The organism is Streptomyces sp. NBC_00094, from assembly GCF_026343125.1.
Lineage (GTDB): Bacteria > Actinomycetota > Actinomycetes > Streptomycetales > Streptomycetaceae > Streptomyces.
Map to the genome: position 1 here is coordinate 5,716,211 of NZ_JAPEMB010000001.1, position 15,501 is coordinate 5,731,711.

Consider the following 15,501-nt stretch of genomic DNA (forward strand, 5'->3'; position numbering starts at 1 on the left):
TATGAGCGCATGCACGGACGGCTGTGCGATGCTCGGCGCCGTGGAGACCAGGTCAGTCAGCCCCGTCTTCGTCGGCCGCGCCGGCGAATTCACCGCCCTCACCGAGGCGCTCTCCCGCGCGACCGCGGGAGAGCCCCAGGCGCTGCTCGTCGGCGGTGAGGCGGGCGTCGGCAAGACCCGGCTCATCGAGGAGTTCCTCGACACGGCCTGTGACCGGGGCGCCGTCGTCGCCGTCGGCGGCTGCGTCGAACTAGGCGCCGACGGTCTGCCCTTCGCGCCCTTCGCCACAGCCCTGCGCTCGCTCCGCCGCAAGCTCCCCGAGGAGCTGACCGCCGCCGCAGAAGGCCAGGAGGGCGAACTCGCCCGGCTCCTGCCCGAACTGGGCGACCCCGGCAGCCACGAGTCCTCCGACGAGGACTCCACCGCGCGCCTCTTCGAACTGACGGTACGGCTCCTGGAGCGGCTCGCCGCCGACCGTACGGTCGTGCTCGTCCTGGAGGACCTGCACTGGGCCGACGCCTCCACCCGGCACCTCCTCACCTACCTCCTCCGCACCCTGCGCCGCGGCAGGATCGTGGTCGTCGCCAGTTACCGCGCCGACGACATCCACCGCCGCCACCCGCTGCGCCCCCTCCTCGCCGAACTCGACCGGCTCCGCACCATCCGCCGCATCGAGCTCTCCCGCTTCACCCGCACCGAGGTCCACCGCCAGCTCACCGGCATCCTCGCCGCCGAACCCTCACCCGGGCTCGTCGAGGAGGTCTTCGAACGCTCCGACGGCAACGCCTTCTTCGTCGAGGAGCTCGTCGTCTCCCACGAGGCCGGCTGCGCCCCCGGACAGCTCAGCGACTCCCTGCGCGACCTGCTGCTCGTCCGGGTCGAGGCGCTCCCCGAGGACGCCCAGCGGGTCGCCAGGATCGTCGCCGAAGGCGGCTCCACCGTCGAGTACGGCCTGCTCGCCGCCGTCGCCCGGCTCAGCGAGGACGAGCTCATCGGGGCGCTCCGGGCCGCCGTCGGCGCCAACCTCCTGCTCGCCGTCCCCGACGGCGACGGCTACCGCTTCCGGCACTCCCTCGTCCGCGAGGCCGTCAGCGACGACCTGCTCCCCGGCGAACGCTCCCGCCTCAACCGGCGCTACGCCGAGGCCCTGGAGGCCGACCCCGGCCTCGTCCGGCCCGACGAGCGGGCCACCCGGCTCGCCACGTACTGGTACCACGCGCACGACACGTCCAAGGCCCTGCCCGCCGTCCTCCGCGCCTCCGTCGCCACCCGCAAGCGCCACGCGTACGCCGAGCAGCTCCGGCTCCTGGAGCGGGCCATGGAGCTCTGGGACGAGGCCCCCGCCGAGGTCCGCCGTGAGCTGCGCCCCATGGACTACGCCGAGGCCTACCCGCCCTGCGGCTGCGACCCCGAGACCACCCCGCTGAGCTACCTCGACCTCCTCGCCGAGGCCGCCGTCGCCGCCCGGCTCAGCGGCGAACGCGAACGCGCCCTGAAGATCGGCAGGATGGCGCTGCGCCTCCTCGACGGCGAGGACGTCAACGACCCCCTGCGGGCCGCCTGGTTCTGGACCGAGAAGGCCCGGCTCCAGTCCAACCTCGGCCTGGGCGACGGCTCCGAGGAGATCGCCCGCGCCCAGGAGCTCGTGAAGGGCCTTCCGCCGTCGGCCGTCCACGCGGTCGTCCTCGTCGGCGCCGCCGGCTGGGGCATGCTCCGCAACCCCGGTCCCGAGGCCCTCGCCGCCGCCGAACGCGCCGTCGAGTACGCCCGGCACGTCAAGGCCGAGTCGATCGAACTCAACGCCCGCCTCACCCTCGGCAGCATCATGACCGCCGCCGGGGACGTCGAGGCAGGTCTCGCCGAGATGCACGAGGTACGGGAGCGGACCACCGACCTCGGCCAGTTCAGCGAGGCCTCACGCGCCCACATCAACATCTCCTCCTCCCTTGAGGGCCTCGGCCGCTCCCACGAGGCCGTCGAGATCGCCGACTCCGGCATCCGCCTGGCCCGCTCGTACGGACTCGTCGACAGCGTCGGCTGGATCGAGGCCAACCGCGCCGAGTCCCTCTTCTCCCTGGGCCGCTGGGACGAGACACGGGAGCTCGCCGAACGGCTCCAGCACTCGGCGACCAGCACCAAGCCCCGCGGCTCGGCCTCCCTCCGCCTCGCCCAGCTCGCCGCCGCCCGGGGCGAGACCGACGCGGCCGTTCGCTACCTCGCCGACGCCCGCACCGTCTACGGCACCCGCGACCTGCTCCCGCAGTACACCCTGCCCATGGCCCAGGTCGCGCTCGCCGTGGCCGCCGCCGAGGGCCGCGTCCGGGACGTCCGGACCCAGCTCGCCGCCGCCGTGGAGGCCGGCTTCCCGCCCGGCACCCACCGGTACGGCTGGCCTCTCGTCCTCACTGCCGCCACCGCCGAGGCCGACAGCCGGGGACTGCCCGCCGCCGACGAGGGCCGTGCCGAGGCGCTCGACCTGATCCGCCGCTGCACCCGCGGCCTCGCCGCCCCTGCCCCGGTCTGGGCCGCCCACTCCCTGCAGGTGTCCCAGGAGCTCGCCCGCGCCGAGGGCCGTGAGTCCGCCGACCGCTGGGCCGAGATCGTCGCCGCCTACGAGCCGCTGGACCGCCCGGCCCAGCTGGCCCGCGCCCGCCACCGCCTCGCCGACGCCCTGCTCGTCGAGGGCGGCCATCGCGAGGAGGCCACGGCGCTGCTGCGCGAGGCCCACGCCACCGCCGTCGGCCTCGGGGCCCGCACGCTCCGCGAGGACGTGGAACTCCTCGCCGCCCGGGCCCGTCTCTCCCTGGTGCCCGAGACACGGACTCCGGCACCCCCGGAACCCGGCGACGACAGCTTCGGCCTGACCCCCCGCGAGCAGGACGTGCTCCGCCTGGTCGCGGCCGGCCGCACCAACCGGCAGATCGCCGAGGAGCTCTTCATCTCACCGAAGACGGCGAGCGTCCACGTCTCCAACATCCTCGCCAAGCTCGGCGTCGCCGGCCGCGGCGAGGCCGCCGCCCTCGCCCACCGCCTCCACCTCCTCGACACGACGCTCTGACCCCGGTCGGGGGATCCGTATCGTCACGCGGCCCGAGGTCAGGTCTATCGGGCCGCGCGCCGGGTCCGCGTCCCCCGGGTCCTCCCTGGTCAGGGCCTGTCTGCGGCGTTCCTCCTCGGCGTGCCTGCGCCCCGGCGCGAAGAACTCGTCCAGCCCGCCGAACACGGTCACCGCCCTCTCTACCTCACCTCCAGCCGGAGGATCCTGTCGTCGCCGTCCTCGGGCGTGCCCCGGGCGTCGGTCTCGCTGGTCACGAGCCACAGCCGGCCGTCACCGCCGGCGAGGACCGTGCGCAGCCGTCCGTACGTACCCTTCAGGAACGCCTCGGGCTCCCCGGAGCGTTCCGTTCCGGAGAGCGGTACGCGCCACAGCCGCTCGCCCCTGAGCCCGGCCATCCAGATCGCGCCCCGCGCGTACGCGATGCCGCTGGGGGAGGCCTCCGAGGGCGGCCACTGGGCCACGGGGTCCACGAACCCGGCCTTCCCGGCCCGCCCCTCGACCTCCGGCCAGCCGTAGTTGCGCCCCGGCCTGACCAGGTTCAGTTCGTCCCAGGTGTTCTGCCCGAACTCGGCCGCCCACAGCCGCCCCTCCGCGTCCCAGGCGATCCCCTGCACGTTCCGGTGCCCGTACGAGTAGACCACCGAGCCGGGGAAGGGGTTGCCGGGCGCCGGGCGGCCTTCGGGCGTCATCCTCAGGATCTTCCCGCCGAGCGAGGACCGGTCCTGGGCGAGCCCCGTCAGGCCCGTCTCGCCCGTGCCCGCGTACAGCATCCCGTCGGGCCCGAACGCGATCCGCCCGCCGTTGTGCACGAACCCCTTCGGGATGCCGGTGAGCACCGGCTGCGGCACCCCGAGCCGGTCGCCGTCCCCGCCTCCGTACCGCATGCGCACGATCCGGTTGTCGTGCGCGGCCGTCAGATACGCGTACACCCAGCCGTCGCGGACCGCGATCCCGAGGAGGCCGCCCTCGCCGGCCCGGACGACCCCGGGCACCTCGCCGAGCGGGGTCTTCGCGCCGGTCTTCCCGTCGACCCGGGTGACCGTCCCCTCGTCCCGCGAGGAGACGAGCAGGTCGCCGCCGGGCAGCTCCGCGAGCCCCCAGGGCGACGCCAGCCCCTCGGTGAGGGTGCCCGCCACCGTGACCCGGCCGTCGCGCGTGGAGGTCGGGGCCGCGGCCGGGACAGAGGCCGATGCCGTCGCCGGAGCCGTACGGGAGGGCTCACCGCCCCCGCCGCCCCCGCCCGACGAGCACCCCGCCACGAGCAGGAGCGCGGCGGTGCCCCACAAGGCCTTCAGCACAGCAGGACGGCTCATGGTCCGGTCCCCTTCGACGAGTCGAGTGGCTTCCTCACACCTTTGATACACCGCTCGACCCGATCGGGTTCCCGCCCACCGACGGCGAGTTTGGCGGGGCGTCAGTCCCACGACCCCCGGGGCGCCGGAAGCGCCGCGATCTCCGCGAGATCGCCCGCCGTCAGCCGCAGCCCGGCCGCCCGCGCGTTCTCCACCACCCACCGCTCCCGCTTCGCCCCCGGCACCGGCACGACGTGCGGTCCGCGTCCGAGCACCCACGCCAGCGCCACCTGCGCCGGTGTGACGTCGTCCCCGTGCCGTGCGGCGACCCGCCGCAAGCCCGCCACCAGCGGCTGGTTCGCCGCCATCATCTCGGCAGTGAACCGCGGGTGCCGGGCGCGCGGATCGTCCGACTCGAAGCCGCCGCCCGGCGTCAGCGTGCCGGTCAGGAAGCCGCTCCCCAGCGGCATCGCCGCCAGGAATCCCACCCCGCGCGCCGCGCACCAGGGCAGCAGCCGGACGAGCGCCTCCGGCGACCACACCGACAGCTCGGCCTCGACCGCCGCCACCGGGAAGACCTGCTGGATCCGCTCCAGTTGGCGGATCGTTCCCTCGTACCCGTCACGGGCGCTGCCGGTCGCGCCCCTGCGGGCCGACCGCGCGCCGACCGCACACAGCCCGAGCGCCCGCACCTTGCCCGCCGCGACCAGCTCGGCCATCGCGCCCCAGGTCTCCTCGACGGGTACCTCGGGGTCCGCGCGGTGCAGTTGGTACAGGTCGATGACCTCGGTCTGCAACCGTCGCAGCGAGGCGTCGCAGGCCCGACGCACGTACCCCGGCCTGCCGTTGGCGACCACGTGCTGGTCGCCGACGAGCAGTCCGCACTTCGTCGAGACGAAGGCCTCCGCCCGCCGCTCCTTCAACACCCGCCCCAGCAGCAGCTCGTTGGTGAACGGCCCGTACATGTCGGCGGTGTCGAGCAGGCTCACCCCGGCGTCCAGTGCCGCGTGCACGGTCCGCAGCGAGCGGTCCCCACGCTGTTCCGAACGCCTGTACGCCCAGTTCATCGGCATGCACCCCAGGCCGATCGCACCCACGTCGAGCGCCGTCGCCCCGATAGTCCTGCGCTCCACCTGCCGGTACCCCTCCCTGTGCCCTCCCCCAAAGTAACCAATGGCGTGCGGGATTCTTCGCATAGCCTCCCGGTCATGACATTCGAAGACACCGCCACCGACGTGTGGCTCCCGGTTCCCGCGGACGAGATCGAAGGACTGCCCGATCCGGGCGAGTCCGGCCTGAACTACCGCTTCTGGGACGGCGGACCGGAGTTCCCCGCCGATCCCGCGCGCTGCGCCTTCTACGTCGTCCCGTACATGAAGGGGTCGGAGATCGCCGTGCGGCCGCTGGCGGCGATGACCTCCGTCCGGGCCGTGCAGACCCTCTCCGCGGGCATCGACCACGTCACTCCCGGCATCGCCTCGCTGCGGTCCGGGGTCGCCCTCTGCAACGCGAAGGGCGTGCACGAGGCCAGCACCGCCGAACTCACGCTCGCGCTGATCCTGGCCTCGCTGCGCGGCATCCCCGGGTTCGTGCGCGGCCAGGACGCCGAGGAGTGGCGGGCCGGCTTCTACCCGGCGCTCGCCGACAAGTCCGTACTGATCGTGGGGTACGGGTCGATCGGCGCCGCCATCGAGGACCGGCTCGCGCCGTTCGAGTGCGCGCGGGTGGCGCGCGTCGCGCGCTCCGCGCGCACCTCGGAGCGCGGCCCGGTCCAGGCCCTGGCGGAGCTGCCCGCGCTGCTCCCGGAGGCCGACGTGGTCGTCCTCTCGACGCCGCTCACCCCCGCGACCCACCACCTCGTCGACGCCGGATTCCTGGCCAGGATGAAGGACGGGGCGCTCCTCGTGAACGTCGCCCGCGGGCCGGTCGTCGACACGACGGCGCTGCTCAAGGAGGTCGAGAGCGGACGGATCACGGCGGCGCTCGACGTCACCGACCCGGAACCGCTGCCGAGCGGGCATCCTTTGTGGCACGCTCCGGGTGTCCTGATCAGTCCCCATGTGGGCGGTTCCACTTCGGCGTTCATGCCGAGGGCGAAGCGGCTGATCGCGGGGCAGCTGCGGCGGTTCGCGGCGGGGGAGGGGCTGGCGAACGTCCTCCTCACCACCGGCTGAGTGCCGGAGGGTCGTCGTGGGCGGGGCCGGGCGCAGTGCGCCCCGACACGCGCCGCCCGCAAGCCCCCAGGTAGTCACGGAGAGTACTGCACCCCTGTCCCTGAGTGACGGTCCTGGTGTATCGTCCCCGATGGGGGACTGCGTCGATGACGGGCTGACGCTGGGGAGCGAAGTGACGGGTCATCAGATTTCGAGGGGGGCGGCGGGTGAAGCACGTCCGGAGGGCCGACGATCCGACGCGGCGTCGTCGCCGCCGGCACGCCTCCCGCGTCTCACTGCCGGCCTCGCGCGTACGGTGCCGGGCCAGGCCACGCCGCGCCGCGCACCACGCGCCGCCGGGCCGCACGACTGCGACGGGCACGCCACCGGAGGTGCCGAGGAGCCGCCCGCGCGTCCGCACGAGCCGTCCGGGTGCGGTGGCGCGACACCGGAGGGCCCGGTGAGCGCGTCCGGGGCGGTCATGGCGCGCAGCGCCGTCGGCGGAGACGCCGGACACCCCGGCCGCGACCGCCAGGGCATCGGCTCGGTCTTCGCCCAGATCGCCCTGGGACTCATCTGCGCGGGATACACGACCGGCGCCTCGCTCGGCTGGGGGTCACCGGAGCTCGCGCTCTTCATGGGCGACTTCGGGCTGAGCGTCGCCGCGCTCACCGCCGCCGTCTCCTGCTTTCTCTACGCCCGCGCCCACCACGGCAGCGACCGTCCGGCGTGGCTGCTCTTCGCCTTCTCCTCCTTCATGGCCGCCGCGGGGAACGCGGTGTGGGGGTGGTACGAGGTGGTCCTGCGGACGCAGGTGCCCGACTCGTCCATCGCCGACGTCTTCTTCCTGCTCTTCGCGCCGCCCGCCGTCGTCGGACTCCTCGTCCTGGCCAAGAAGCCCGTCACCCGGGCCGGCTGGGTCTGCCTCGCGCTCGACGCCTGGCTCATCGCCGGCTCCCTGCTCACGCTCTCCTGGAGCCTCGCCCTCGCCCGCACCGCGCAGTTCGACGGCGAGTCCGTCGCCCAGGCCGCGCTGTCGCTCGCGTACCCGCTGCTGGACATCGTGCTCGTCAGCATGGTCCTGGCCCTGCACTTCCGGCGCTCCCAGGCGAACCGCTCGGCGACCAACACCGCCATCGCCGCGCTCGCCCTGACCGTCCTGTGCGACGCCCTGTTCACCTCGCCGCTGCTCCGCGAGAACTACGCCTCCGGCCAGCTCCTCGACGCCGGCTGGTTCGCCGGTTCGCTGCTCCTCGCGTACGCCCCCTGGGGGGTGCGGCGCCTGCCCGACAGCACGGCCACCGCCCGCGGCCCCTGGCTGCACAGCCGCCCGGTCGCCGGCTCGCTCGCCGCCCTCACCCCGTACCTCGCGGCCGCGGTCTGCACCCTCGGCATCCTGTACAACGTCGTCGAGGGGCGCAGGATCGACCGGGTCGTCGTCCTCACCGGCTGCGCGGTCGTCCTCGCCCTCGTCGTCCGGCAGGGCATCATGCTCCTCGACAACATCGCGCTGACCCACGAACTGGCACACAAGGAGAACCACTTCCGGTCCCTCGTGCAGGGGTCGAGCGACGTCATCATGATCGCCGCGCCGACCGGCATACTCCGCTACGTCAGCCCGGCCGCCGCCGGTGTGTACGGGCGCGACGCCGAGGAGCTCATCGGCTCCGAGCTCGCCTCCCTCATCCATCCCGAGGACCTCGGCGCCGTCGTCCACGAGGTGCGCCGCTTCCTCGCGGCCTCGCCCGCCGAGGAGCCCACCACCCGCATCGAGTGCCGTTTCCGCTCCGGCCATGGGGGTACCTCCCGCTCTGGGGGCACCTCCCGGCCGGAGGCTGGGGGAGAAGCCGAGAGTGGGGGAGAAGCCGAGAGTGGGGGAGACTGGCTCAACGTCGAGTCGACGGTCAACCGCCACCAGGGCGGCCTCATCTTCAACAGCCGGGACGTGACCGAACGGGTCCGGCTCCAGGCCCAGTTGCAGCACAACGCGGAGCACGACCCGCTGACCGACCTGCCCAACCGGGCGCTCTTCACGCGGCGGGTCCGGCAGGCGCTCGGCGGCCGCCGGGCCTCCGACCCCGGCACCGCCGTGCTCTTCATCGACCTCGACGGCTTCAAGGGCGTCAACGACCGCCTAGGCCACCAGGCGGGCGACGAACTCCTCGTCCAGGCCGCCCGCCGGCTCCAGGAGTCCGTACGGGCCGGGGACACGGCCGCGCGGCTCGGCGGCGACGAGTTCGCCGCCCTCATCCTCGGCGACGGCGGCCGCGACCAGGCCGCCCGCGAGTGCCAGGTCCAGGAGATCGCCGACCGCCTCCGGCTCACGCTCTCCCAGCCGTACCGCGTGGACGGCGGCAACGAGGTCCGGGTCGCCGCCTCCATCGGCGTCGCCTTCGCCGAACCGGGCATCGAGGCGGGAGACCTCCTGCGCAACGCCGACCTCGCCATGTACCGGGCCAAGGCCGCGGGCAAGGACCGGGTCGAGCTCTACAAGCCCCAGATGCAGGCCGAGGTCGTCCGGCGCACCGAGCTGGCCGCCCGCCTGCGCACCGCCCTCCACGACGGCGAGTTCGCCCTGCTCCACCAGCCGGTCGTCGACCTCGCCACCGGCCGGATCTCGGCCGTCAGCGCCCAGGCGCGCTGGCGCTCGACCCAGGGCATCCTCTTCACCCCCGCCGAGTACCTCCGCGTCACCGACGACGGCGAGCGCACCGCCGAGCTCGGCCGCTGGCTCCTCGAAGAGGCCGTGGAGCAGGCCGCCGAGCGGGCGGGAATCGGCCATCGTGCACCGGTCTCCATCCGGCTGTCCGCCCGCCGCCTCCTGGACCGCTCGCTCCCGCTCGGCTCGGTCGAGTCACTGCTGACCCGGCACGGACTGGCGTCCGGGTCGCTGATCATCGAGCTCGCCGACAGCGACCCCCGGACCTCGCTCGACGAGCTCGAACAGCGCCTGGTGACCCTGCGCCGTCTCGGGGTGCGGATCGCCCTCGACGGATTCGGCAGTGGACATGTGGCGATCGACGCACTGCGGCGGCTTCCCGTCGACATACTGAAGCTGGACCGGGGACTCGTCGAGGGCGTGGTCGAGTCCGCCCGGCTCCGCAAGATCACCAGAGGTGTGCTCCGTATCGCCGGCGAGCTCGGGATGCAGACGGTCGCCGAGGGCGTCGACGTGCCGGAGCAGGTGCTCGCCCTGCGCGCCATGGGCTGCAGTCACGCCCAGGGCATGGCCTTCTCGGGCCCGCTCGACGAATACCGCCTGCGCAGAGCCCTCGTACGGGACGAGTACCCCCTCCCCGGAACGGTCCCCGTACGGGTCGGGAACCGTCCCCCGTTTCGCTCAAATACTGAGACGCCCGTCCCACCCACTTGACACCGGTGAGGTGGGAGAGGGAGGGTCAGTGCCATGCGCACCCGAATTCTCGTACTTGGAAAGCGCGTCGGCTGAAGCGGGGCCATCGAAGGCCCAGCTGAGAAAGCACCCGACGCGCTCCCCTCGCTTGCCTCACGGCACGAGGGGTTTTTTGTTGCACTGGCTCACCCCCAAGTCGTCCTAAACCTCGCAAAAACCCTCTGCTTCGAGAAGAGATGCTGATGACCGACCAGGCCACCGGGCACCATCCGCAGCCGCGGCCCCGTAGCGGCGCGCAGCCCGCCACCACCGTCGAGCACGTCACGGGCGCGCAGGCCCTCATCCGCTCTCTCGAGGAAGTCGGCGCCGACACGGTCTTCGGCATTCCGGGCGGCTGCATCCTCCCGGCCTACGACCCGATGATGGACTCGGAGAAGGTGCGCCACATCCTGGTCCGGCACGAGCAGGGCGCGGGCCACGCCGCCACCGGCTACGCGCAGGCCACCGGCAAGGTCGGCGTCTGCATGGCGACCTCCGGCCCCGGCGCGACCAACCTCGTCACCCCGATCGCCGACGCGCACATGGACTCCGTCCCGCTCGTCGCGATCACCGGCCAGGTCGCCTCCAAGGCCATCGGCACGGACGCCTTCCAGGAGGCGGACATCTGCGGCATCACGATGCCGATCACCAAGCACAACTTCCTCGTCACCAAGGCCGCGGACATCCCGCGGACGATCGCCGAGGCCTTCCACATCGCCTCCACCGGCCGCCCCGGCCCGGTCCTGGTCGACATCGCGAAGGACGCCCTGCAGGCGAAGACCACCTTCAGCTGGCCGCCGCAGACCGACCTGCCCGGCTACCGCCCGGTGACCAAGCCGCACGCCAAGCAGATCCGCGAGGCCGCGAAGCTGATCTCCGCCGCCAAGCGGCCCGTCCTGTACGTCGGCGGCGGCGTCATCAAGGCCGGCGCCACCGCCGAGCTGAAGATCCTCGCCGAGCTCACCGGCGCCCCGGTCACCACCACCCTGATGGCCCTCGGCGCCTTCCCCGACAGCCACCCGCTGCACGTCGGCATGCCGGGCATGCACGGCGCGGTCACCGCCGTCACCGCGCTCCAGAAGGCCGACCTGATCGTCGCCCTCGGCGCCCGCTTCGACGACCGCGTCACCGGCAAGCTCGACAGCTTCGCCCCGTACGCCAAGATCGTCCACGCGGACATCGACCCGGCCGAGATCGGCAAGAACCGCGCCGCCGACGTCCCGATCGTCGGTGACGCCCGCGAGGTCATCGCCGACCTGATCCAGGCCGTCCAGGCCGAGCACAGCGAGGGCAACAAGGGCGACTACACCGCCTGGTGGAGCGACCTGAACCGCTGGCGCGAGACCTACCCGCTCGGCTACGACCTGCCGGAGGACGGCAGCCTCTCGCCGCAGCAGGTCATCCAGCGCATCGGCGCGCTCGCCCCCGAGGGCACGATCTTCACCGCGGGCGTCGGCCAGCACCAGATGTGGGCCGCCCACTTCATCGACTACGAGCGGCCGGCCACCTGGCTGAACTCCGGCGGCCTCGGCACGATGGGGTACGCGGTCCCCGCCGCGATGGGCGCCAAGGCCGGCATGCCGGACCGCACGGTCTGGGCGGTCGACGGCGACGGTTGCTTCCAGATGACCAATCAGGAGCTCACCACCTGCGCGCTGAACAACATCCCGATCAAGGTCGCCATCATCAACAACGGCGCCCTCGGCATGGTCCGCCAGTGGCAGACGCTGTTCTACAACCAGCGCTACTCCAACACCGTCCTGCACTCCGGCCCGGACGACGTCCAGGCCAACAAGGGCACCCGCGTCCCCGACTTCGTCAAGCTCTCCGAGGCCATGGGCTGTGTCGCCCTGCGCTGTGAGGACCCGGCCGACCTGGACAAGGTCATCGCCGAGGCGAACGCCATCAACGACCGGCCGGTCGTCATCGACTTCATCGTCCACGAGGACGCCCAGGTCTGGCCGATGGTCGCCGCGGGCACCTCGAACGACGAGGTCATGGCCGCGCGGGGCGTCCGCCCCGACTTCGGTGACGGCGAAGACGACTGACGGCGAAGAGCGAAAAAGGAAGAGACCCAGACATGTCCACCAAGCACACGCTCTCCGTTCTCGTCGAGAACACGCCCGGCATCCTCGCCCGGATCGCCGCGCTCTTCTCCCGCCGCGGCTTCAACATCGACTCCCTCGCGGTCGGCGTCACCGAGCACCCCGACATCTCCCGCATCACCATCGTGGTCAATGTCGAGGACCTGCCCCTGGAGCAGGTGACCAAGCAGCTCAACAAGCTGGTCAACGTCCTGAAGATCGTCGAACTCGAGCCCAGCGCCGCGATCCAGCGCGAGCTCGTCCTGGTGAAGGTCCGCGCCGACAACGAGACCCGCTCCCAGATCGTCGAGATCGTGCAGCTGTTCCGCGCCAAGACCGTGGACGTCTCGCCCGAGGCGGTCACCATCGAGGCCACCGGTTCGAGTGACAAGCTCGACGCGATGCTCAAGATGCTGGAGCAGTTCGGCGTCAAGGAGCTCGTCCAGTCGGGCACGATCGCCATAGGGCGTGGTTCCCGGTCCATCACGGACCGGTCCCTGCGGGCCCTCGACCGCAGCGCCTGAGAGTCATCGGAGGTCAACCGCCGGTCCACCCGGCGGTCCGACTGACGAGACCACAAAGCTTCCCTCAAGCGCTCCGCCGTACGGTGGGACGCAACACCAGCACCTCAAGGAGATTTCCAGTGGCCGAGCTGTTCTACGACGACGACGCCGACCTGTCCATCATCCAGGGCCGCAAGGTCGCGGTGATCGGCTACGGCAGCCAGGGTCACGCCCACGCGCTGTCCCTCCGTGACTCCGGTGTCGACGTCCGCGTCGGCCTCCAGGAGGGCTCGAAGTCCAAGGCCAAGGCCGAGGAGCAGGGCCTGCGCGTCGTCTCCGTCGCCGAGGCCGCGGCCGAGGCCGACCTCATCATGATCCTGACCCCGGACCCGATCCAGGCCCAGGTCTACGAGGAGTCCATCAAGGACAACCTGAAGGCGGGCGACGCGCTCTTCTTCGGTCACGGCCTGAACGTCCGCTACGGCTTCATCAAGGTGCCCGAGGGCATCGACGTCGCCCTGGTCGCCCCGAAGGGCCCGGGCCACCTGGTCCGTCGTCAGTACGAGGAGGGCCGCGGCGTTCCGTGCATCGCGGCCGTCGAGCAGGACGCGACCGGCAACGCCTTCGCGCTGGCGCTCTCGTACGCCAAGGGCATCGGCGGCACCCGCGCCGGCGTCATCAAGACGACCTTCACCGAGGAGACCGAGACCGACCTGTTCGGTGAGCAGGCCGTCCTCTGCGGTGGCACCGCGGCGCTGGTCAAGGCGGGCTTCGAGACCCTGACCGAGGCCGGCTACCAGCCGGAGATCGCGTACTTCGAGTGCCTCCACGAGCTGAAGCTCATCGTCGACCTCATGTACGAGGGCGGCCTGGAGAAGATGCGCTGGTCGGTCTCCGAGACCGCCGAGTGGGGCGACTACGTCACCGGCCCGCGGATCATCACCGCCGACACCAAGGCCGAGATGAAGAAGGTCCTCGCGGAGATCCAGGACGGCACCTTCGCCAAGGAGTGGATGGCCGAGTACCACGGCGGCCTGAAGAAGTACAACGAGTACAAGACCCAGGACGCCAACCACCTCCTGGAGACCACCGGCAAGGAGCTGCGGAAGCTCATGAGCTGGGTGAACGACGAGGAGGCGTAAGCCTTCGGGGGCGGGGCCGGACAGTGTGTTCGGCCCCGCCCCACTTCGTTGGACACCTCGTCCAACCACGGACGGGTGATCCTTCCAACGAGGCGTATGAGCTGCGCCGACGCACCACTACACTTCTCAACAACATACGCGTCAGGCCCACAGCGTCGTGCGCTTTCACGCGGCAAGCCCCCTCCACCGCCTGCGGCCGTCGGGACGGCCGTCCGCACTGGATCTGTGAGGACTCACGTGAGCTCGAAACCTGTCGTACTCATCGCTGAAGAGCTGTCGCCCGCCACCGTCGACGCGCTGGGCCCGGACTTCGAGATCCGGCACTGCAACGGCGCCGACCGCGCCGAGCTGATCCCCGCCATCGCGGACGTGGACGCGATCCTGGTCCGCTCCGCGACCAAGGTCGACGCCGAGGCCCTCGCCGCCGCGAAGAAGCTCCGGGTCGTCGCCCGTGCCGGCGTCGGTCTGGACAACGTCGACGTCTCCGCCGCCACCAAGGCCGGCGTGATGGTCGTCAACGCCCCGACCTCGAACATCGTCACCGCCGCCGAACTCGCGTGCGGTCTGCTCGTCGCCACCGCGCGCAACATCCCGCAGGCCAACACCGCGCTGAAGAACGGCGAGTGGAAGCGCAACAAGTACACGGGTGTCGAGCTGAGCGAGAAGACCCTCGGCGTCGTCGGCCTCGGCCGCATCGGCGTCCTGGTCGCCCAGCGGATGTCGGCCTTCGGCATGAAGATCGTCGCGTACGACCCCTACGTGCAGCCCGCCCGCGCCGCCCAGATGGGCGTGAAGCTGCTGGCTCTCGACGAGCTCCTCGAGGTCGCGGACTTCATCACCGTCCACCTGCCGAAGACCCCGGAGACCCTCGGTCTCATCGGCGACGAGGCGCTGCACAAGGTCAAGCCCTCCGTCCGGATCGTCAACGCCGCGCGCGGCGGGATCGTGGACGAGGCGGCGCTCTTCTCCGCCCTCAAGGAGGGCCGGGTCGCCGGCGCGGGCCTCGACGTGTACGCGAAGGAGCCCTGCACGGACTCCCCGCTCTTCGAGCTCGACCAGGTCGTCTGCACCCCGCACCTCGGCGCCTCCACGGACGAGGCCCAGGAGAAGGCCGGTATCGCCGTCGCCCGGTCGGTGCGCCTGGCGCTCGCGGGCGAGCTGGTCCCGGACGCGGTCAACGTCCAGGGCGGTGTCATCGCCGAGGACGTGAAGCCGGGTCTGCCGCTCGCCGAGAAGCTCGGCCGGATCTTCACCGCGCTCGCGGGCGAGGTCGCGGCCCGTCTCGACGTCGAGGTCTACGGCGAGATCACCCAGCACGACGTGAAGGTGCTCGAACTCTCCGCGCTCAAGGGTGTGTTCGAGGACGTGGTCGACGAGACCGTGTCGTACGTCAACGCCCCGCTGTTCGCGCAGGAGCGCGGTGTCGAGGTCCGTCTGACGACGAGCTCCGAGTCGCCCGACCACCGCAACGTCGTCACCGTGCGCGGCACGCTGTCGAACGGTGAGGAGGTCGCGGTCTCCGGCACGCTGGCCGGCCCCAAGCACCTCCAGAAGCTCGTCGCCGTCGGCGACTACGACGTGGACCTCGCGCTCGCCGACCACATGGTCGTGCTGCGCTACGAGGACCGTCCGGGTGTCGTCGGCACGGTCGGCCGGATCCTCGGCGAGGCCGGTCTGAACATCGCGGGCATGCAGGTCTCCCGCGCGGAGGAGGGCGGCGAGGCGCTCGTCGTGCTCACCGTGGACGACACGCTGCCGGCGGCCGTCCTGACGGAGATCGCCGAGGAGATCGGCGCCACCTCGGCGCGCACGGTCAACCTGATCTGACGCACCACCCCGTACGTACACGCGTACGCGTACCCGGTTTCTAGACGTTCG

Annotated in this window: 10 protein-coding genes; 7 read left to right on the plus strand and 3 right to left on the minus strand. The window is 72.0% G+C overall.

Annotated features, from left to right (window positions below):
* Nucleotide 1: 1 nt before the first annotated feature.
* Nucleotides 2-3,058, plus strand: coding sequence for a helix-turn-helix transcriptional regulator (locus OG580_RS25525; RefSeq protein WP_267045997.1), 3,057 nt, complete (start codon nt 2-4; stop codon nt 3,056-3,058).
* Here the strand turns inward: OG580_RS25525 and OG580_RS25530 are convergent.
* The 3 genes from OG580_RS25530 to OG580_RS25540 form a co-directional block, all read right to left on the minus strand.
* A complete protein-coding gene (locus OG580_RS25530) occupies nt 2,942-3,319 on the minus strand; it encodes a DUF6191 domain-containing protein (protein WP_323182606.1) in 378 nt (125 codons plus the stop codon). The genes OG580_RS25525 and OG580_RS25530 overlap by 117 nt on opposite strands.
* Nucleotides 3,238-4,371, minus strand: coding sequence for a sorbosone dehydrogenase family protein (locus OG580_RS25535; protein ID WP_267045998.1), 1,134 nt, complete (start codon nt 4,369-4,371; stop codon nt 3,238-3,240). Before OG580_RS25535 ends, OG580_RS25530 begins: the two co-directional genes overlap by 82 nt.
* Before the next feature lie 101 nt (nt 4,372-4,472).
* Nucleotides 4,473-5,483: an aldo/keto reductase gene (locus tag OG580_RS25540; protein ID WP_267045999.1), complete on the minus strand. Its 1,011-nt coding sequence runs from the start codon at nt 5,481-5,483 to the stop codon at nt 4,473-4,475.
* Nucleotides 5,484-5,558: 75 nt separating this feature from the next.
* Between OG580_RS25540 and OG580_RS25545 the strand changes: the two genes are divergently transcribed.
* The 6 genes from OG580_RS25545 to serA all read left to right on the plus strand — a co-directional run bounded on the left by OG580_RS25545 (nt 5,559) and on the right by serA (nt 15,450).
* Nucleotides 5,559-6,524: a 2-hydroxyacid dehydrogenase gene (locus OG580_RS25545; protein WP_267046000.1), complete on the plus strand. Its 966-nt coding sequence runs from the start codon at nt 5,559-5,561 to the stop codon at nt 6,522-6,524.
* Nucleotides 6,525-6,963: 439 nt separating this feature from the next.
* Nucleotides 6,964-9,876: an EAL domain-containing protein gene (locus tag OG580_RS25550; protein WP_267046001.1), complete on the plus strand. Its 2,913-nt coding sequence runs from the start codon at nt 6,964-6,966 to the stop codon at nt 9,874-9,876.
* A 215-nt stretch (nt 9,877-10,091) separates the two neighbouring features.
* Nucleotides 10,092-11,942, plus strand: coding sequence for an acetolactate synthase large subunit (locus OG580_RS25555; RefSeq protein WP_267046002.1), 1,851 nt, complete (start codon nt 10,092-10,094; stop codon nt 11,940-11,942).
* 32 nt (nt 11,943-11,974) lie between these two features.
* A complete protein-coding gene (ilvN, locus tag OG580_RS25560) occupies nt 11,975-12,502 on the plus strand; it encodes an acetolactate synthase small subunit (RefSeq protein WP_024756291.1) in 528 nt (175 codons plus the stop codon).
* A 119-nt stretch (nt 12,503-12,621) separates the two neighbouring features.
* A complete protein-coding gene (ilvC, locus tag OG580_RS25565; RefSeq protein ID WP_267046003.1) occupies nt 12,622-13,623 on the plus strand; it encodes a ketol-acid reductoisomerase in 1,002 nt (333 codons plus the stop codon).
* A gap of 237 nt (nt 13,624-13,860) precedes the next feature.
* Nucleotides 13,861-15,450 carry a phosphoglycerate dehydrogenase gene (gene serA, locus OG580_RS25570; protein WP_267046004.1) on the plus strand — a complete coding sequence of 530 codons (1,590 nt, stop codon included), beginning with the start codon at nt 13,861-13,863 and terminating at the stop codon, nt 15,448-15,450.
* The last annotated feature ends 51 nt before the right edge of the window (nt 15,451-15,501 follow it).